General features: G+C 72.1%; 19 protein-coding genes. 8 read left to right on the forward strand and 11 right to left on the reverse strand.

Going from position 1 to position 17320, the window contains the following annotated elements:
• Positions 1-55: 55 nt before the first annotated feature.
• Positions 56-820 (reverse strand): FAD-dependent thymidylate synthase, encoded by a 765-nt coding sequence (gene thyX, locus FFA01_RS05945; protein ID WP_146854089.1) that lies wholly within the window; start codon positions 818-820, stop codon positions 56-58.
• A 177-nt stretch (positions 821-997) separates the two neighbouring features.
• Between thyX and FFA01_RS05950 the strand changes: the two genes are divergently transcribed.
• Entirely contained in the window at positions 998-1903 is a 906-nt protein-coding gene (locus tag FFA01_RS05950) for a TIGR01777 family oxidoreductase (RefSeq protein WP_146853979.1), read from the forward strand.
• 15 nt (positions 1904-1918) lie between these two features.
• Here FFA01_RS05950 and FFA01_RS05955 read toward each other — a convergent pair whose 3' ends face one another.
• Complete coding sequence (locus FFA01_RS05955) at positions 1919-2365, reverse strand: tetratricopeptide repeat protein (protein WP_146853981.1); 447 nt, start codon at positions 2363-2365, stop codon at positions 1919-1921.
• Between the two features lie 13 nt (positions 2366-2378).
• Positions 2379-3110, reverse strand: a complete 732-nt coding sequence (gene dapB / locus FFA01_RS05960; RefSeq protein ID WP_146853983.1) for a 4-hydroxy-tetrahydrodipicolinate reductase — start codon at positions 3108-3110, stop codon at positions 2379-2381.
• Between the two features lie 51 nt (positions 3111-3161).
• On the opposite strand from dapB, the gene FFA01_RS05965 reads away from it, so the two are divergent.
• A complete protein-coding gene (locus FFA01_RS05965) occupies positions 3162-3656 on the forward strand; it encodes a GNAT family N-acetyltransferase (RefSeq protein ID WP_146853985.1) in 495 nt (164 codons plus the stop codon).
• A 6-nt stretch (positions 3657-3662) separates the two neighbouring features.
• Here the strand turns inward: FFA01_RS05965 and FFA01_RS05970 are convergent, their stop codons facing one another.
• Together FFA01_RS05970 and FFA01_RS05975 are read right to left on the reverse strand one after the other, a co-directional pair.
• On the reverse strand, positions 3663-4265 hold the full coding sequence (locus FFA01_RS05970; protein ID WP_146853987.1) for a histidine phosphatase family protein: 603 nt from the start codon (positions 4263-4265) through the stop codon (positions 3663-3665).
• A 14-nt stretch (positions 4266-4279) separates the two neighbouring features.
• Positions 4280-5650: a M16 family metallopeptidase gene (locus FFA01_RS05975; protein WP_146853989.1), complete on the reverse strand. Its 1371-nt coding sequence runs from the start codon at positions 5648-5650 to the stop codon at positions 4280-4282.
• 222 nt (positions 5651-5872) lie between these two features.
• On the opposite strand from FFA01_RS05975, the gene FFA01_RS05980 reads away from it, so the two are divergent.
• Positions 5873-6487, forward strand: a complete 615-nt coding sequence (locus FFA01_RS05980; RefSeq protein ID WP_244289715.1) for a TetR/AcrR family transcriptional regulator — start codon at positions 5873-5875, stop codon at positions 6485-6487.
• 126 nt (positions 6488-6613) lie between these two features.
• On the opposite strand, the gene FFA01_RS05985 is transcribed toward FFA01_RS05980, so the two are convergent.
• Complete coding sequence (locus tag FFA01_RS05985; protein WP_146853993.1) at positions 6614-7675, reverse strand: aldo/keto reductase; 1062 nt, start codon at positions 7673-7675, stop codon at positions 6614-6616.
• A 231-nt stretch (positions 7676-7906) separates the two neighbouring features.
• Positions 7907-10180: a polyribonucleotide nucleotidyltransferase gene (locus FFA01_RS05990; RefSeq protein ID WP_146853995.1), complete on the reverse strand. Its 2274-nt coding sequence runs from the start codon at positions 10178-10180 to the stop codon at positions 7907-7909.
• A 342-nt stretch (positions 10181-10522) separates the two neighbouring features.
• Here FFA01_RS05990 and FFA01_RS15885 point away from each other — a divergent pair, with 342 nt between their 5' ends.
• A complete protein-coding gene (locus FFA01_RS15885) occupies positions 10523-11764 on the forward strand; it encodes an aggregation-promoting factor C-terminal-like domain-containing protein (RefSeq protein ID WP_167627297.1) in 1242 nt (413 codons plus the stop codon).
• Between the two features lie 112 nt (positions 11765-11876).
• Here the strand turns inward: FFA01_RS15885 and rpsO are convergent, their stop codons facing one another.
• Positions 11877-12146: a 30S ribosomal protein S15 gene (gene rpsO / locus FFA01_RS06000; RefSeq protein ID WP_146853997.1), complete on the reverse strand. Its 270-nt coding sequence runs from the start codon at positions 12144-12146 to the stop codon at positions 11877-11879.
• A gap of 93 nt (positions 12147-12239) precedes the next feature.
• A complete protein-coding gene (locus FFA01_RS06005) occupies positions 12240-12695 on the reverse strand; it encodes a VanZ family protein (protein WP_146853999.1) in 456 nt (151 codons plus the stop codon).
• Positions 12696-12843: 148 nt separating this feature from the next.
• On the opposite strand from FFA01_RS06005, the gene FFA01_RS06010 reads away from it, so the two are divergent.
• Positions 12844-13587 carry a M50 family metallopeptidase gene (locus tag FFA01_RS06010; protein ID WP_146854001.1) on the forward strand — a complete coding sequence of 248 codons (744 nt, stop codon included), beginning with the start codon at positions 12844-12846 and terminating at the stop codon, positions 13585-13587.
• Here FFA01_RS06010 and FFA01_RS06015 read toward each other — a convergent pair.
• Entirely contained in the window at positions 13584-14123 is a 540-nt protein-coding gene (locus tag FFA01_RS06015) for an adenine phosphoribosyltransferase (protein WP_146854003.1), read from the reverse strand. The genes FFA01_RS06010 and FFA01_RS06015 overlap by 4 nt on opposite strands.
• Positions 14124-14223: 100 nt before the next feature.
• Here FFA01_RS06015 and FFA01_RS06020 point away from each other — a divergent pair, with 100 nt between their 5' ends.
• From FFA01_RS06020 to FFA01_RS06030, 3 genes are read left to right on the forward strand one after another with little or no spacing between them, the layout of a single operon-like run.
• Positions 14224-15261, forward strand: a complete 1038-nt coding sequence (locus FFA01_RS06020) for a M4 family metallopeptidase (protein ID WP_146854005.1) — start codon at positions 14224-14226, stop codon at positions 15259-15261.
• 26 nt (positions 15262-15287) lie between these two features.
• The gene (locus tag FFA01_RS06025; protein WP_146854007.1) at positions 15288-15587 is read left to right on the forward strand and encodes a protealysin inhibitor emfourin; all 300 of its coding nucleotides are present in this window, start codon (positions 15288-15290) and stop codon (positions 15585-15587) included.
• Positions 15584-16216: a hypothetical protein gene (locus tag FFA01_RS06030; RefSeq protein WP_146854009.1), complete on the forward strand. Its 633-nt coding sequence runs from the start codon at positions 15584-15586 to the stop codon at positions 16214-16216. The genes FFA01_RS06025 and FFA01_RS06030 overlap by 4 nt, the downstream gene beginning before the upstream one ends.
• 15 nt (positions 16217-16231) lie before the next feature.
• On the opposite strand, the gene FFA01_RS06035 is transcribed toward FFA01_RS06030, so the two are convergent.
• Positions 16232-17239 carry a LacI family DNA-binding transcriptional regulator gene (locus FFA01_RS06035; RefSeq protein ID WP_244289717.1) on the reverse strand — a complete coding sequence of 336 codons (1008 nt, stop codon included), beginning with the start codon at positions 17237-17239 and terminating at the stop codon, positions 16232-16234.
• Positions 17240-17320 lie beyond the last annotated feature (81 nt).

Here is a 17320-nt window from a genome sequence, read left to right on the forward strand (position 1 = left end):
GAGTCCGACGGCACGTCGGTGGACGGGCCCGGAGCGCCGGGCCCGTCCACCGGAATCAGGGTGCGACGCGGCCGTTGGTGCCGAACGCGGCGTAGGTCAGCGGCATGAGCTCGGCCCAGATGTCTTCCATCTTCTCGGCGCACATCTCGATCTCGCGCTGCGGGAACGACGGGAAGTGCATGCCCTCGCGCTTGGTGCGCAGGCTGAGGAAGTTCATGAGCGAGCGCGCGTTGACGGTGACGTACATCGACGAGTAGATGTTGAGCGGCAGCACGATGCGGGCGACCTCGCGGGCGACGCCGGCGTCGAGCATCCGCTTGTAGGCGGCGTACGCCTCGCGGGAGGTGCGCTCGGTCTCGTCTCGGACGAGGGCGCTCTGCTCGGGCGTGCCCGGCAGGAAGTCGTAGGCGCCGGGCTTGCCGACCTGCTGCAGATTGCGGGTCTCGGCGGGGACGTAGAAGACCGGGTTCAGCTCGCGGTAGCGGCCGCTCTCCTCGTTGTAGCTGGCCATGCGGTGCCGCATGAACTCGCGGAAGACGAAGATGGGCGCCTGGACGTAGAAGGTCATCGAGTTGTGCTCGAAGGGCGAGCCGTGGCGGTCGCGCATGAGGTAGTTGATGAGCCCGGCGCCCTTGGTCGCCTGGGCGCCGTCGGCCGAGGCCTGCGCCCCGTCGAGCGTGAGCTCGCCCATGGTCGACACCCGCGCGGCGAAGAGGACGTCGGAGTCGTGCGCGCTCGAGCGCACCAGCTCGACGGTCACGTCGGACCGGAACTCGACGGCCGGCTCGGGGGGAGCCGGGGTGGGGGCGGGCGGGGTCACGGCTTCTGCATCGGTCACGGCGACGACTCTACAACCGGCCGCCGACAACGACGCGGGCCTCCCGCCGACCCGACCCGCGCCTCCTCGGCGACGCACCCGGACGTCCCCGAGGAGGCGCGCCTAGGCTCGACGAGGAGGGCGCGGTCGCGTCCCGTCCCCGACCGGAGAGCAGGATCCATGACCGACGCACCCCGGACCGTCCTGATCGCCGGAGCCTCCGGACTGATCGGCACCGAGCTCACGAGCCAGCTGCGCGCCGCCGGCCACGCCGTCCTCTCGCTCGTGCGGGGCGAGCCGCGCGACGACACGCAGTTCACCTGGGTGCCCTCCGCCGGGATCGTCGACCGCACGCTGCTCGAGCGGGCGGACGTCGTCGTGAACCTCGCCGGCGCGTCGCTCGGCCGCCTGCCGTGGACCCCCGGGTACAAGAAGCAGATCGTCGCGTCCCGCGTGGACAGCACGCGGACCCTCGTGGCCGGCATGCGCGCCGCCTCGACGACGCCCGCCGCCTTCCTCAGCGGCTCGGCCGTCGGGATCTACGGCGACCGCCCCGGCGAACGTCTGACGGAGGACAGCCGACGCGGGTCCGGGTTCCTGAGCGACGTCGTCGCGGCCTGGGAGGACGCCGCGCACACGGCCCCGGAGGGCGTGCGCGTCGTCACGCTGCGGACGGGCCTCGTGGTGGGCCCCGGCGGTGCGCTCGCGCCCCTTCTGCCCCTGACGAAGCTCGGTCTCGGTTCGCGGCTCGGGACGGGCGACCAGTACTGGCCCTGGATCAGCCTGCACGACGAGGCGGCCGCGATCGTGCACCTGATGGACTCCGCGATCCAGGGGCCGGTCAACCTGGCCGGACCGACTCCCGCCTCCAGCGACGCCCTGACCCGCCGACTCGCCCACGACCTGTCGAAGCCCTACGCGTTCACCGTGCCCGAGTTCGTCATCTCGGCCGCGATGCAGGAGGCCGGGCGCGAGCTCCTCCTCCCGAGCCAGCAGGTGGTGCCGCAGAAGCTGCTGGCCGACGGGTTCGTATTCCGTCACCGGACCGTCGACGAGGCCGTCGACGCCCTGGCCGCCGGTCTCTGACACGACCGCGGCGACTCAACGCCTCGAGTCGCGCCTCAGCTTGATGGCCCAGCGGATCGTCTGACGCGCCCGCCGGCGGTCGCCGCAGGCGTCGTAGGCGAGGCCGAGTCGGAACCAGGTGCGGTAGTCGTCGGGCGCCTCGTCGACGGCCTCCCGGTAGGCGGGGAACGCCGCGTCGGCCGCCTCACGGTCGTAGCGGCCCGACGGACGTCGGGGGACGTCGTCGACGGGCAGCTGCCCCGTCTCACGGAGCTCGCGCACGATCGCCTGCGTCGTCAGTCCGAAGCGCAGCTCGGCGACGAGGGCGAAGACGCCCAGCAGAGGCAGCACGACCAGGGCGATCCCGAGTCCGATCGCCACGGGGTCGCCGGTCGAGAAGAAGGCGATCGCACGCTGTCCCACCAGTGCGATGTAGAGCACGAGCAGGGCGGCCATCAGCAGGGCGCCGACGCGGCCCTTCATCGAGCGTCCGCCATCAGTCGAGAGGCAGGACGCGGTCGAGCCCGACGACCACGCCCGTGATGCCGGGCGTCGCCGCCAGGGCCACGAGCAGACCCTGCTCGTACGCACGGGGCGAGAGGGTGTCGTGGGTCAGGGTGAGGGTCTCCCCCTCGCCGCCGAACACGACCTCCTGCTTCGCCACGACGCCCCGGAGGCGCATGCTGTGGATCGGCACGCTGGCCACCTGCTGACCTCGTGCCCTCTGATCGGAGGACGGCGCCGACACCGGCCCCAGGTCGCGACGGGCCTCCGCGATCAGCTCCGCGGTGCGGACCGCCGTGCCCGACGGGGAGTCGACCTTGCCCTGGTGGTGCGCCTCCACGATCTCGACGGATTCGTAGAAGCGGGCCGCCATCGTGGCGAAGCGCGTCGCGAGGACGGAGCCGAGGGAGAAGTTCGGGACGACGAGCACGCCGGGGCCCGCGACGTCGGCGACGACGGTCGAGAGCTTCGCGATCCGCTCGGAGCTCCAGCCGGACGTTCCGACGAGGACGGGGATCCCCGCCCGGACGGCGTGCTCGACGATGCCGGGGCTGACGGCGGGGTGCGTCACGTCGACGACGAGATCGGCGCCGACGATGCGGTCGAGGTCGTCGCGCGACGACAGGCCGGCGTGCAGCTCGAGATCCGGAGTCCGCCCGATCAGGTCGACGATGAACGTGCCGAGCGTGCCCGTGGCCCCGACCACGGCGATGCGGGAAGTCATGGCTCAAACCTACCCGGCGCGACCGGTGAGGCCGTCGAATAGCATCGGTGGATGCCCCGATTCCGCGAGATGCCCGTGAGCGCGCCCCGCGCCTCCTCGTTGCTGTCCGAGTACTTCGCCGAGCGGGCCGCGACCTTCCCCGCGGCCCAGGGCGGCTACCGCACGGCGACGCCGGTCGACGCCGCGTTCGCTCCCCCGGCGGGCGTCTTCGTCGTGCTCGAGGAGGGGGACGATGCCTCCGCGGAGGCCCCGGCCCTGGCCTGCGGCGGGGTCCGCCGGCTCGACACGGCGCCCGGGGCGCCGGTGCGCTACGAGGTCAAGCACCTCTTCGTGAGCCCCTCGGCACGGGGCCGCGGACTCGGTCGGACCGTCCTGCACGAGCTCGAGCGGAGGGCGCGGCGATTCGGCGCCGACGAGGTCGTCCTCGACACCAACGACGGCCTGGAGGCGGCGGGCGGCCTCTACCGTTCGGCCGGCTACACGGCGATCACGCCGTACAACGACAACCCGAACGCCACCGCCTGGTACGGCAAGCCCCTCGGCTGACCTCGGTCAGATCGACTGATCGACCGGCAGCCCCGTCCGCAGCTCGACGGGCAGGTGGCCGAGATCGTTGTGCGTCACGAGCTCCGGCGGCTTCGCCGACCGCACCCGGATGATGGTCAGCCCCGCGTTCGCCTGGTTGACGCCCATCCACCGCCAGGCGGGTGCGCCGAAGACCTCGCGGACGAACCAGCCGATGACGAAGTTGTGGGTGATCAGGAGGTCGTGACGATCGTCGCGCGCGGGGGTGAGCCACTCGGACACCGCGTCGGCCATCTGGGCCTGCCCGGCCTCGATCTCCTCGTCGGTCACTCCCCCGAAGAACGGCTTGTAGGACGCCGGCATGTCGGGTGTCGGACCCGAGGGGACGCAGTCGAACAGCAGCGTCGACGGCTCCGACTCGAGCGCGGGCATGCGCTCGGTCATGATGCGCGCGGTCTCGGCTGCGCGCTCGAGCGGGGAGTGCCAGGCCGCGTCGAACGGCACACCGCCCAGGCGTTCGGCGATCATCCGGGCCTGGCGCTTGCCGCGCTCGGAGAGGGGGCCGTCGGGCAGACCGTGCTCGGCGTCCTGCTGTTCACCGTGGCGGACGAGGTACAGGTAGTGGGACACCGTTGTCTCCTGATTCATGGAAGCGGGATCGAGCTCGACGTCGACGTCGACGACACGGGCAGCGGGAGGGTGGACTCGTCGACCTCGCCGACGACCACGGTCGAGAGCGGACCGTTGCGGAGCGCGGCGGCCAGGTCGCGGACCTCGTCGGGATCGACGGCCTCGATGCGGGCGAGCGAGGCGTCGAGATCGACGAACTCGCCGGTCGACAGCTCGGCGCGGCCGAGACGGTTCATGCGCGTGTCGCTGTCCTCGAGGGCGAGAGCCGCCGCGCCGCCCAGCTGCCCGAGGGCGCGGCGCTGCTCGTCGGACGTGATGCCGACGGTCGCGATCGACTCGAGCTGGTCGAGCATCAGCCGGGCCACCTCGCCCGCGTTCGCCGGGGCGCAGCCGGCGTACAGCCCGAAGAGGCCGGCGTCGGAGTAGCTCGGGGCGAACGAGTAGACCGAGTAGGCGAGGCCTCGTCGCTCGCGCACCTCCTGGAAGAGACGGGACGACATGCCGCCGCCGAGCACGGAGTTGAGGACGGCCATGGCCGAGCGGCGCTCGTCGCGGATGGGGATGCCCGGCACCCCGAGGAGGACGGTGGCCTGCTCGAGCGGACGCCGGACGACCAGCAGGGGCTCGCCCTGCGAAGGGAGGACCGGCGTGGTCGGGCGACGGGGCACCGGAGGCGCGGCGTCGGTCGACCACGCGGACCGCCGGAGCGCCGCGTCGAGTCGTGCGACGAAGCGGTCGTGGTCGACCGCGCCGGCGACGGTGACGACCAGGTCGCGGGGGCGGTAGTTCGCCCGGTAGTGACGATCGACGTCGTCTCGGGCCGCAGCGCGGATGCTGTCGGGCGAGCCGCCGATCGGACGACCGAGCGCGTGGTCGCCGAAGACCGACTCGAACAGGCGCTCGCCGCCGACGTCGCCCGGATCGTCGTCGGCCATGGCGAGCTCGTCGAGGATGACGCCGCGTTCGGTCTCGAACTCGACCGGGTCGAGGGTCGACGAGGTGAGCATGTCGGCGAGGACGTCGACGGCGTCGTCGAGGTCGACGTCGCGGACCCTCGCGTAGTAGCAGGTGTGCTCTTTGCCGGTCGCGGCGTTGTGCTCGCCGCCGACGGACTCGAACGACACGGCGATGTCGAGCGCCGAGCGGGTGGTCGTGCCCTTGAACAGGAGGTGCTCGAGGAAGTGCGTGGAGCCCCGGTCCCCGGACTCCTCGTCGCGGGATCCGACCGCGACCCAGAAGCCGACCGTGGCGCTCCGCGCACCCGGCATGCTCTCGCTCAGGACACGGACCCCCGTCGGGAGGACGCTCCGTCGGACGAGCGAACCGCCCGTCGCGGAGAAGGAGAGCTCGACCTCGTCGAGGGATAGCGCGACCGGTCCGTTCATCGACCCGAGCCTACCGCCCGCACCTGGCACCCGAAGTGGGGGACGTGAATGTGGACAAACAGACGGGTTCGTCTGTCCTCATCGGTGCTACAGTCTGATCTACCGCAGTCGATCCGTCCCCCCGCGAGGTCGTCTGCGGCGGCTGGTCGGACATCATCGAAAGGTCCGGAGCGCGCGTCCCCCCACGCGGCTCTAAGCCGATATGTCCCAAGGAGCCACGCTGTGACGGTCGATTCCCCCCAACCGGCCGTCCAGCGTCTCCCTGGCCGTCCCCGCGCCGATCAGACCACTCCCGGCGCCCGCGCCCGCGTGCTCACCACCGCCGACCGCCTCTTCTACGACGAGGGCATCCGCGTCGTCGGCGTCGACCGTCTGATCGCCGAGTCGTCGGTCACCAAGGCCACCTTCTACAAGCACTTCGGCGCCAAGGACACCCTGGTGCTGCAGTTCCTGGCCGGACGCCACGATCGTGACGTGGCCGCCCTCGCAGAGATCGTCGCCGCCTCCTCGGACGGCCGCGACGCCGTCGTCCGCTTCGTCGACGCCGCCGTCGCCCGCATGCAGGAGCCCGGCTTCCGAGGCTCCGCGTACGGCAACGCCGCCGCCGAGTTCAGCGACCCCACCCACCCCGCGCGGGTCGCCATCGCCGAGCACCGCGAATGGCTGACCGACGCCCTCGTCGACCTCTTCAAGAACGCCGGGCACCCGATGCCGGGCGACGCGGCCGACGACTTCCAGCTCGCCCTCGACGGCGCCCAGATCGGCGCCTACGCCGGTGACGCCATCGCGGCGTCCGCGGCTCTGCGGCGCACCACGGAACGCCTGCTCTCGGCCTGACCGGCACCGCGCCTCCTCGACGCCGCATCGCCCTGCCGCGGCGTCACGCCCGGTGACGGACGACGCCGACGAGCCCGGGAGGCGCGGATCGGCCCCGGAGGCGCCCCTCCCGGCCGCGCGATCGGACTACGCCGAGACCCGGTCGAGGTCGAGCACCTGGAGGCGCGTCAACTGGACGCGGGCCGCCTGCGCGAGCTCGACGACCTGCTTGGCGTTGGTGGCGCTCGCCACGGGAGCGACGACGTTCGGCTTGGTCAGGAGCCAGGCCAGCGAGATCGCGGCCGTGGAGACCTCGTGCACGGACGCGACCCGATCGAGCTCGTGCAGGACGCGGAGACCCCGCTTGGTGAGGTGCCTCGAGAGGTCCGACCGACGCCGCGACCCGGCGAAGTCGGCCCGCGTGCGGTACTTGCCCGACAGGAACCCGCTCGCCAGGGCGAAGCGCGGCATCACACCGAGGCCGAGCTGCTTGGCGACGCGGGCCAGACCGGTCTCGTACTCCTTGCGGTTCAGCAGGTTGTACTGGTTCTGCAGGGCCACCATCGGCGCGACGCCGAGCATCCCGGCGGCGATGCGGGCCTCGTAGAGCCGATTGCCCGAATGGTGCGAGCCGCCGAAGTAGCGCACCTTGCCGGCGCGGATGAGGTGGTCGACGGCGAGCAGGGTCCGCTCGAACGCCACCTCGGTGTCGTCGACGTGCAGGTAGAGGAGATCGATGCGGTCGGTGCCGAGCCGTTCGAGCGAGGCCTCGACGGCGCGCTCGATGGCCTTCGGCGTGAGACCGGGGTGATCGGCGCTCTTGCCGACCTTGGTGGACACGACCATGTCGTCACGCGATCGACGCGAGCGCATCCACGAGCCGATCATGATCTCGCTGCGCCCCCCGGCGTACGAGTCGGCGGTGTCGACGAAGTTGCCGCCCAGATCGAAGTAGGCGTCGAGCACGGACCGCGTCTCGGTCTGGTCGGCCGTCCAGCCGAAGACGTTGCCGCCCAGAGCCATCGGGAACACCCGGAGGTCGGACAGCCCGAGGCGACGTCTCGGCTGGATGATCCCGAGATCGACGGGGACGGTGGCCTGGCCGACCGGCCCCGTGGGGGTCGCGGCGGGGGCCGCTGTCGGCGTCGCACCCACACGGACGGCGTCGGCCGCCTGCGCGGTCGTGGCCGTCGAGTCGGTCACCGACATCCCCTCTCTTCCGACGCTCCCGCCGTGCCCCTGATCGACACGTGCTATGGTCTGCGCCTCTCGGTCAGAGTACGGGCCCGGACGGGTCGGCGTCCGCCGCCGCACCGAATCGTTACGAGAGATTTCCGAGCATTCTCCGAGGGGGTCGGACGGCGCCGTGGGCCGGCCTCGGAACGACGGCGAGCCCGCCACGACCGGGTGGTCGCGACGGGCTCGTCGGGTGAGGCCGTGTTACGCGTCGACCGACTCGTCGGTCGACGTCTCGGTCGCACCGCTCGAGTCGGTGTCGGCCTCGTCGGCCACGACCGGGGCGAGCGACAGCTTGCCGCGGTCGTCGATCTTGGTGATCTCGACCAGGATCTTCTGGCCGACTCCGAGGACGTCCTCGACGTTCTCGACGCGCTTGCCACCGGCGAGCTTGCGGACCTCGCTGATGTGCAGCAGGCCGTCCTTGCCGGGGAGGAGCGACACGAACGCACCGAACGACGCGATCTTGACGACGGTTCCGAGGAACTGCTCGCCGATCTCGGGGTTGGTGGGGTTCGCGATGGCGTTGACCTGGGCGCGGGCCGCCTCGGCCGAGGGGCCGTCGACGGCGCCGATGTAGACGGTGCCGTCTTCCTCGATGCTGATGTCGGCACCGGTCTCGTCCTGGATGGCGTTGATCGTCTTGCCCTTCGGGCCGATCAGCTCGCCGATCTTGTCCTGCGGGATCTGGACCGAGATCACGCGGGGCGCGGTCGGGGCCATCTCGTCGGGAGCGTCGATCGCCGAGTTGAGCACGCCGAGGATGGCCGTGCGGGCCTCCTTGGCCTGCTTCAGCGCGGCGTCGAGCACGGCGGTCGGCAGACCGTCGAGCTTCGTGTCGAGCTGGATCGCCGTGACGAACTCGCTCGTGCCGGCGACCTTGAAGTCCATGTCGCCCAGAGCGTCTTCCGCACCGAGGATGTCGGTCAGCGCGGCGTAGCGCGTCTGGCCGTCGACCTCGTCGGAGACGAGGCCCATGGCGATGCCGGCGACGGGGGCCTTGAGGGGCACACCGGCGTTCAGCAGCGACAGGGTCGAGGCGCAGACCGAGCCCATCGAGGTCGAGCCGTTGGACCCGAGGGCCTCGGAGACCTGACGGATCGCGTAGGGGAACTCCTCGCGGCTCGGCAGCACCGGCACGAGGGCGCGCTCGGCGAGGAAGCCGTGCCCGATCTCGCGACGCTTCGGCGAACCGACTCGACCGGTCTCACCGGTCGAGTAGGGCGGGAAGTTGTAGTGGTGCAGGTAGCGCTTCTTGGTGACCGGGCTCAGCGAGTCGATCTGCTGCTCCATCTTGAGCATGTTCAGCGTGGTGACGCCCATGATCTGGGTCTCGCCGCGCTGGAAGATGGCGGAGCCGTGCACGCGCGGGATGACCTGGACCTCGGCGTCGAGCGGACGGATGTCGGCCAGGCCGCGACCGTCCATGCGGATCTGCTCGGTGAGGATGCGGCCGCGGACGACCTTCTTGGTCGCCGACTTGTAGGCGGCGCCGACCTGGCCGATGGCCGACTCGGGCAGCTCGCCCGCCTCGACCTTGGCGGCGATGGCGTCCTTGACGGTGGCCTTGAGGGCGTCGTCGGCGTCCTGGCGCTCGATCTTGCCCGCGATCTTGTAGACCTCGGCCAGCTCGGTGCCGGCGGCCGCGGTGACGGCCTCGAGGACCTCGTCGGTGTAGGGCAGGAAGACGGGGTAGTCGGCGATCTCCTTCGCGGCCTGGGCGGCCATCGTGGCCTGGGCCTCGACGAGCTGCTTCAGGAACGGCTTGGCGGCCTCGAGACCCTGTGCGACGACGGCCTCGTCGGGCTTCGTGGCGCCGCCCTGGATGAGACCCCAGGCGTGCTCGGTGGCCTCCGCCTCGACCATCATGATCGCGACGTCGTCGTTGCCGGCGGCGTCGGTGACGACACGGCCCGCGACGGTGAGGTCGAAGACGGCGTCGGCGAGCTGGCTTGCCTTGGGGAACGCGACCCACTGGTCGCCGATCAGCGCGAGGCGGACACCGGCGATCGGACCCGAGAAGGGCAGACCGGAGATCTGGGTGGAGGCGCTGGCCGCGTTGATCGCGAGAGCGTCGTAGAACTCGTCGGGCGCGATGCTGAGCACCGTGATGACGACCTGGACCTCGTTGCGCAGGCCCTCGACGAACGAGGGACGCAGCGGCCGGTCGATCAGGCGGCAGACCAGGATGGCCTCGGTCGAGGGACGGCCCTCGCGACGGAAGAACGAGCCGGGGATCTTGCCCGCGGCGTACGAGCGCTCTTCGACGTCGATGGTCAGCGGGAAGAAGTCGAAGTTGTCCTTCGGCTTCTTGCTGGCGCTGGTGGCGGACAGCAGCATGGTGTCGTCGTCGAGGTAGGCGGCGACGGCTCCCTGGGCCTGCTGGGCGAGACGGCCGGTCTCGAATCGGATGGTGCGCTTGCCGAACTTGCCGTTGTCGAGGACGGCTTCGCCGAACTTGATCTCTGGACCCTCCATGTGGGGGTTTCTCCTCTTTGTTTTGAATCGATGCCCCGTGTGGGCCTCGATGTCGTACCGGGAGCGGGCGGCGTGGACGGCATGAGGACATGCACGTGCAGCAACGCGACGGAGGCGGTGGCACGTCTGGCCAACAGTAGAGACGGTCGGACCCCGCACCCGATCTCGACGCGGAGGCGTCGCTCGGGGCATTCCGCCTGTCACCACCGGTGACCAGCAGCCGTACCGGCCTGCTCCGAGCGCGATCCTAGCACCCGAGGACGACGGGACGACGGGAGGCGCGAGGGCGTGGCCCCCGACCAGGAGGCGCGGTGCGGCGGGAGCACGGCTAGGGTCGTCGGCATGGCTGCTCGCGAGACGTCCCGGCGGAACCCGGCGACGCGCGTGCTCGCGGCGCTGAGCGGCGCCTCCCTGGTGCTGGGTCTGGGCTCCCTCGCCGTCGTCTCCCCCGCGGCGGCGGCCGACTACCCGACCTGGGCCGAGGTCGAGGCGGCCAAGGGCGACACCGCCGCCACACAGCGACAGGTCGACCGGGTCGTCGCGTCGCTCGACGGCCTCGAGAAGACCGCCGCGGCCCGCAGCGACGACGCCGTGGCCGCCGCTCAGGCGGATGCCGAGGCCGAGGCGGCGCTGGCCGCCGCCTCGCAGGCCGCCGACCAGCTGGCCGATCGGGCCGCCCGCGCCGCCGCCTCGGCCGACGAGGCTCATCAGCAGGCCGGGCGGTTGGCCGGAAGGCTGTTCCTCACGGGCGGGACGCAGTCGATGAGCAGCGAGCTGTTCGCCTCGGACGACCCCGACGCCGTCCTCTACCGGCTGGGCGCGTTGACGCAGCTCGGCGACCGCTGGCAGAACGTCCTCTCCGACGCCACGGCGAGCAGCAACACCGTCGCCTCGCTGAGCGCGCAGGCGTCGGCCGCGGCGACCGAACGGGACTCGCTCGCGCGTGAGGCCCGCACGGCGGCCGACACCGCGACCGCCGCGCAGGCGCGGGCGGACGCCGAGGTCACGAGCGCGACCGAGCAGTCCACCGAGCTCTACGCCCAGCTGGCGACGCTGAAGGACACGAGCGCCGAGGTCGAGCAGCGGTACCGCACGGGAGTGGCGGCGCGAGCGGCGTACGAGGCCCAGCAGAAGGCGGCCCGGCGCGCGGCGGCCGAGGCCGAGGCTGCTCGGACGCCGTCGGCCCCGGCGGGCGGAGCGGAGACGTCGAGCGGAGGCAGCGGGTCGGCGGGCTCAGGCTCGGGCTCCGCGGGCGGCGGTTCGACCGCTCCCCCGAGCGGCGCCGTCGACGACCCCGCCGGCGCCAAGGCGTTCGCGGCGACGCTGGTCGGCACCGGGTCCGAGTACACCTGCCTGGTGCAGCTCTGGAACAAGGAGTCCGGTTGGCGGACCACCGCGAGCAACCCCGGCAGCGGCGCCTACGGTATCCCGCAGTCGCTCCCCGGGAACAAGATGGCGTCGGTCGCCTTCGACTGGCAGACCAACTACCGCACCCAGGTGACCTGGGGCGTCGGCTACATCCGCCAGTCGTACGGCACCATGTGCGGCGCCTGGGCCCACTCGGTGGCGAACGACTGGTACTGAGCGGCACGCGCCGCAGCTCACGCGGTGGACGGACGAGACGACGCCCGGAACGAGAGAACGGCCCCCTCCGCCTGCGGAGGGGGCCGTCGTCGAGACGTTCGGAGCGCGAAGACTAGCGGCGCAGGCCGAGACGACCGATGAGCGCACGGTAGCGCTCGATGTCGACCCGGGACAGGTAGCCCAGGAGGCGACGGCGCTGACCGACGAGGAGCAGCAGACCACGACGCGAGTGGTGGTCGTGCTTGTGCTCCTTCAGGTGCTCGGTGAGGTCGAGGATGCGCTGCGTCATCACGGCGACCTGGACCTCGGGGGATCCGGTGTCGCCGGGGTGGGTCGCGTATTCTTCGATGATCCGGGTCTTGACGTCAGGTGCGAGTGCCATAGGTGGATCCCCTTTCAGTTCGTTGCGCGGTGCTCGTCACCGGATGTGCGAGCTCTCTTTCTCCGCGGCCGTTCAGACGGCAACCTGTGGAGCCTACCAGACCGGAGCCGCGGCCTTCGATCGGGACTGAGCCGGGCGTCGACGGCGACGCGGCAGCGCGAGCCCCACGAAGGCGGCTCCGAGCGCGGCTCCGAGCGTGTTCATGACGAGGTCCTGCGGGTCGGAGAAGCGGGTCGCCGACAGGTAGGCGGCCTGGTAGCTCTCGATGCCCACCGTGGCCGCGAAGCCGACGACGATGCCGACCCACCAGAAGCGCTTCGGCAGCAGCAGGGCCGGGAACATGCCCATCGGCACGAACATGGCCACGTTGGCGGCGGCCTCGACCCGGGCGAAGGTGATCCACGAGGTCTCGTCGTGCCGGGCGAAGGCGTCGAGCGCCCGCCAGAGGAGCTCGCTCGTGCCCGAGCCGTAGACGCTGGGGCGGAGCGTCATCCAGGCGACCCCGGCCAGATAGACGACGGTCAGCAGGAGGAGGAAGGCGCGGCGCATGACTCCATGGTGCGGCACCCGACCTGCGAGCACGGCCCGGAGCGGCCGGAGTTCAGCCCGGAGGACGACAGGGCTCCGCCGAGCGTCGGAGGGAGCCGGGGAGGCGCGGTGTCAGGAGGTCCGTCACCGCGCCTCCTAGGCTCGTCGCGTGGACGCACTCGCCGAACTCCTGGCCCGGATCAGCCGGCTGGCCGATCCCCTGCCGACCTCGTGGCTGCTCACGAGCATCGCGGTCGGACTGCTGCTGGTGCTCGCGCCCGGCGCCTGGCACACCGTGCGGCACGCCGTGACGGTCGTGCACGAGGGCGGGCACGGGCTCGCGGCGGTGCTGACCGGACGACGTCTCACGGGGATCCGGCTGCACTCGGACACGTCGGGGCTCACGGTGTCGAGGGGTCCGCGGACCGGCCCCGGGATGGTGATCACGCTGCTCGCCGGCTACACCGCGCCCGCCGTCGCGGCGCTCGGTGCGGCGTGGCTGCTGTCGGCCGGGTACGCCGCGGGACTGCTCTGGGCGCTGCTGCTCCTCCTGGGCCTGATGCTGGTCCAGATCCGCAACTGGTTCGGCCTGTGGGTCGTGCTGGTCGGGGCCGCCCTCGTCGTCGCCGTGACCTTCGCGGCGTCGCCGACCTGGCAGAGCGTCTTCGGCGTCGTGGTCACCTCGGTGCTCGGCTTCGGGGCCCTGCGGGCGGCGCTCGAGCTGCAGCGGAGTCGGCGCCGGTCGCGGACGACCGGCTCGGACGCCGACCAGCTCGCCGGCCTGACCCGGCTGCCCGGCATCGTCTGGGTGGGCGTCTTCGTGATCGTCGCGCTGGCGTGCCTGGTCGGCGGCGCCGCGCTGCTGTTCCCGCAGACGCTCGACGCCGCCCGGAGCCTCGACCTCTCGCGCTAGGCCGGAGCGGACGAGAGCGCGTGCACGGGCACGCGGCCCTCGAGACGTGCGCGTCCGCCGAGGCCGTCGAGCTCGAGCAGGACCGCGACCCCGGCCACGACGTAGCCGGCGCGCTCGAGCAGGGTGATCGTCGCTTCGACCGTGCCTCCGGTCGCGAGGACGTCGTCGACGATCAGGACGCTCGACCCGGCGGGGATCTGGTTCGGGCGGAGCTCGAGGGTCGCCTCGCCGTATTCGAGGGCGTAGCTCTCGCTCAGCACCTCGCCGGGCAGCTTGCCGGCCTTCCGCACGGTCAGCACGCCGACGCCCTGCTCGATGGCGATGCCCCCGGCGAGCGCGAAGCCCCGCGCCTCGATGCCCGCCACGGCGACGAAACCTCCGTCGAAGGGCTCGGAGAGGGCGGTCGTGACCGTGGCGAAGGCGTCGGCGTCGGAGAACAGGGGCGTGACGTCGCGGAACAGGATGCCGGGCTTCGGGAAGTCGGGGACGACGGCGATCTTGCTGTCGACGAACGAGGAGGCGTCGGTGACGGTCATGGGGTCAACGGTAGTCGCGTGGCGTCCCCTCCCCGTGCCGCACGTCACGATCGTGTGAACAGTCGGGCCCGATGTCGGGGGCCCGTGCGAGAGTGCACGCATGTCGCGGTTCATCGTCCCCCCGTACCTGCTCGCCCACCTCGCCGAGGCCGAGTCGCCCCGCCTGCACCGGGCGCCCCGCGCCGCCCGGAACGGGCTCCTCGCGATGGAGGCCGTCGACCGCAACGCGACTCCCCCGGTGACGCGGGGCGTGCTCGGGGGCGGCTCCGTGCTCGAGCGGACGGTCTTCGACGCGGAGGGCACCGAGGAGCTGCCCGGCGTGCGCGTCCGCGGCGAGGGCGAGCCCGCCACCGACGACGTCGCGGCGACGGAGGCCTACGACGCGCTGGGCGCGACCTACGCCCTCTTCGACGAGGTCTACGGCCGGTCGTCCATCGACGGCGCCGGGCTGCCGCTCGACGCGACGGTGCACTACGGCGTGGACTACGACAACGCGTTCTGGAACGGCGAGCGCATGGTCTTCGGCGACGGCGACGGCGAGGTGTTCCAGCGATTCACCGCGTCGGTCAGCGTCATCGGCCACGAGCTGACCCACGGCGTGACGCAGTACACCGCCAACCTGACGTACCAGGGCCAGTCCGGCGCGCTGAACGAATCCGTCAGCGACGTGTTCGGCGCGCTCGTCGAGCAGCACCTGTTCTCGCAGACCGTCGAGCAGGCGACCTGGCTGATCGGCGAGGGTCTCTTCACCCCCGAGGTGCAGGGTCGGGCGCTGCGCTCGATGAGGTCCCCGGGCACGGCCTACGACGACGACGTGCTCGGCAAGGACCCGCAGCCGGGCCACATGGACGACTACGTCGAGACGGACGACGACAACGGCGGCGTGCACCTCAACTCGGGCATCCCCAACCGCGCCTTCTTCCTGGTGGCCGAGGCGCTGGGCGGCACCGCGTGGGATCGCGCCGGACGGATCTGGTACGACACGCTGACCGGCGGGTCGCTCTCGACCGAGGCGACCTTCGCTCAGTTCGCCGCTGCGACGGTCCTGGCGGCGACCGCGCGTTACGGCGCGGACTCCGACGAGGCCCGCGCGACGTCGGCCGGGTGGGCCGGCGTCGGAGTGATCCCCGCACCCTGACACGGGCCGGGGGTACCATCGCGCACATGAAGGTCACCGTGTCGCGCTCCGGCGGGTTCGCCGGTCTGACCCGGACGTGGTCGGTCGACGTCGATGCCGAACCCGACACCGAGTCGTGGCTCGTGCAGCTCGACGGCCTCCCCTGGGGGCAGACCCCATCGGGCGGGCAGATGGTCCAGCCCGATCGGTTCGTCTGGGTCATCACGGCCGACACCCGGCCGAGCCGGAAGGCCAAGCTGCCGGAGCAGCAGGTCACCGGCCCGTGGCGAGAGCTCGTCGATCGCGTCCGGACGACGTCCGACGCCGAGGCGCGGACATCCCCGTGAGCGACCGGTCCCGCCGGCCCGGCCGACGACGCCCGTCCGGCGAGATGATGGCGGGGGCGCTGGCCGTGGTGGTGCTCGTCGCCGGCGGAGCCGCCGTCGCCGTGGTGCAGCGCGACCGACCCGAGGTCGTCCACGGTGCAGCGACCGCGCCTCCCTGGCAACGACCGGGCGTCGACCGACTCGACGCGCGCGCCGCCGCCGCGGGTCTCGAGAACGTCTGGGGGCGCGACCTCGCGATGCACGTGCACACGCACCTCTCCATCACCGTCGACGGCGAGCCCGTCGTCGTGCCCGGCGACATCGGGCACGACGCCGACGCGAGCTTCGCCGCCGAGATCCACACGCACGACACGACCGGCATCGTGCACGTCGAGTCCCCCACGCGTCAGCGGTTCGTGCTCGGACAGCTCTTCACCGAGTGGGACGTCGCCCTCGACGCCACGAGCATCGGCTCGCTCGGCGCCGACGACGGCTACCGACTGCACGCCTTCGTCGGCGGAGGCGAGTACGAGGGCGACCCCGCAGGCATCCCGCTCGGCGACTTCGAACGCATCGACCTCGTGCTCGCCCCGAGCGACGAGACCGTCACCGCCCCGGCGGCGTACGTCTGGCCCGACGAGTACCGCTGACCGGGGCCGACGAGGCTACGGCTCGACCGGCCACCGGACGGGGACGTCGAGCCGGAGCGACGAGCGCTCGGCGTCGCCCCCCGAGGCGATCGCCTCGATCAGACGTTCGGCGGCGACGCGACCGAGGTGCTCGCCGTCGACGTCGATCGCCGGCACTCCGACGAGCCCCAGGGCGTCGACGACCATCCGCTCCGAGCTGACCGTGAGCGACCGGCCCCGGTGCTCGTCGCCCCGCAGCACGTACATCAGCCCCAGACCGATGGCCGTCGCGTACGGCACGACGGCCGTCGCCCCCGACGCCAGGACGTCGGCGCTGGCCCGGACGCCCGCCTCGAAGGTCGACGGATACGGCCCCAGCACGGTGAGCTCCGCGAGCCCGCCGGCCGCCGCGACGACGGCCGCGGTGCGCTGACGGTTCTGCCACGACCCGTCGGGGCCGCCGAGGTAGGCGATGCGCTCGTGCCCCTGTTCGACGAAGCGCGAGACGAGCGCCCCGAAGGCGGTCGCCGTGTCGGCCACCACCGAGGAGGCGCCGGTCACCTCCCGGTCGACGAGCACGGTGGGCTTGTGGCCGATCGCGAGGCGGACGACGTCGTCCGCGCCCCGGGGGGCGACCACGATGAATCCGTCGACCTGATGCGACAGCCTCTCGAAGGCCACGAGCTCGCCGACCTCGGCGAGGGGGTGCACGGCGACGGTGAGCTGCAGGTCGGCTCGACCGGCCGCAGCCTGGGCGCCCGCGATGATCGGCGTGAAGAAGGCGTTGTCGAGGGTGGGGACGACGACGGCCACGACTCCCGAGCGGCCGCGGGCCAGCTGGCGGGCTGCCCGATTGGGCACGAAGCCGAGCTTCCGGGCCGCGGCGAGGACCCGTGCCGCCGTGTCGGGCGAGACGAGCTCGGGCCGGCTGAGCACACGGGACGCGGTCGCCTTCGACACGCCGGCCAGGATCGCGACGTCGGCGAGCGTCGCCAGTCGTCCGGCGGCCGTCACGGTCGGCCCTCGATCGGTGCGATCGCGCACCCGCCGCACCCTGTCGTGCACCCCGTCGTCATGGGCCCCAGCCTAGGCCGTGGATGCAACCGGTCCCACGGTGGACCCGAC

The organism is Frigoribacterium faeni, from assembly GCF_007988805.1.
Classification (GTDB): domain Bacteria; phylum Actinomycetota; class Actinomycetes; order Actinomycetales; family Microbacteriaceae; genus Frigoribacterium; species Frigoribacterium faeni.

Coding starts and splice junctions, on each gene's coding strand:
- FFA01_RS05950 (WP_146853979.1), top strand. CDS start 998: ATGACCGACGCACCCCGGACCGTCCTGATCGCCGGAGCCTCCGGACTG.
- dapB (WP_146853983.1), bottom strand. CDS start 3,110: ATGACTTCCCGCATCGCCGTGGTCGGGGCCACGGGCACGCTCGGCACG.
- FFA01_RS05975 (WP_146853989.1), bottom strand. CDS start 5,650: ATGAACGGACCGGTCGCGCTATCCCTCGACGAGGTCGAGCTCTCCTTC.
- FFA01_RS05965 (WP_146853985.1), top strand. CDS start 3,162: ATGCCCCGATTCCGCGAGATGCCCGTGAGCGCGCCCCGCGCCTCCTCG.
- FFA01_RS06025 (WP_146854007.1), top strand. CDS start 15,288: ATGAAGGTCACCGTGTCGCGCTCCGGCGGGTTCGCCGGTCTGACCCGG.
- FFA01_RS06020 (WP_146854005.1), top strand. CDS start 14,224: ATGTCGCGGTTCATCGTCCCCCCGTACCTGCTCGCCCACCTCGCCGAG.
- FFA01_RS15885 (WP_167627297.1), top strand. CDS start 10,523: ATGGCTGCTCGCGAGACGTCCCGGCGGAACCCGGCGACGCGCGTGCTC.
- FFA01_RS06005 (WP_146853999.1), bottom strand. CDS start 12,695: ATGCGCCGCGCCTTCCTCCTCCTGCTGACCGTCGTCTATCTGGCCGGG.
- FFA01_RS06015 (WP_146854003.1), bottom strand. CDS start 14,123: ATGACCGTCACCGACGCCTCCTCGTTCGTCGACAGCAAGATCGCCGTC.
- FFA01_RS05985 (WP_146853993.1), bottom strand. CDS start 7,675: ATGTCGGTGACCGACTCGACGGCCACGACCGCGCAGGCGGCCGACGCC.
- FFA01_RS05955 (WP_146853981.1), bottom strand. CDS start 2,365: ATGAAGGGCCGCGTCGGCGCCCTGCTGATGGCCGCCCTGCTCGTGCTC.
- rpsO (WP_146853997.1), bottom strand. CDS start 12,146: ATGGCACTCGCACCTGACGTCAAGACCCGGATCATCGAAGAATACGCG.
- FFA01_RS05990 (WP_146853995.1), bottom strand. CDS start 10,180: ATGGAGGGTCCAGAGATCAAGTTCGGCGAAGCCGTCCTCGACAACGGC.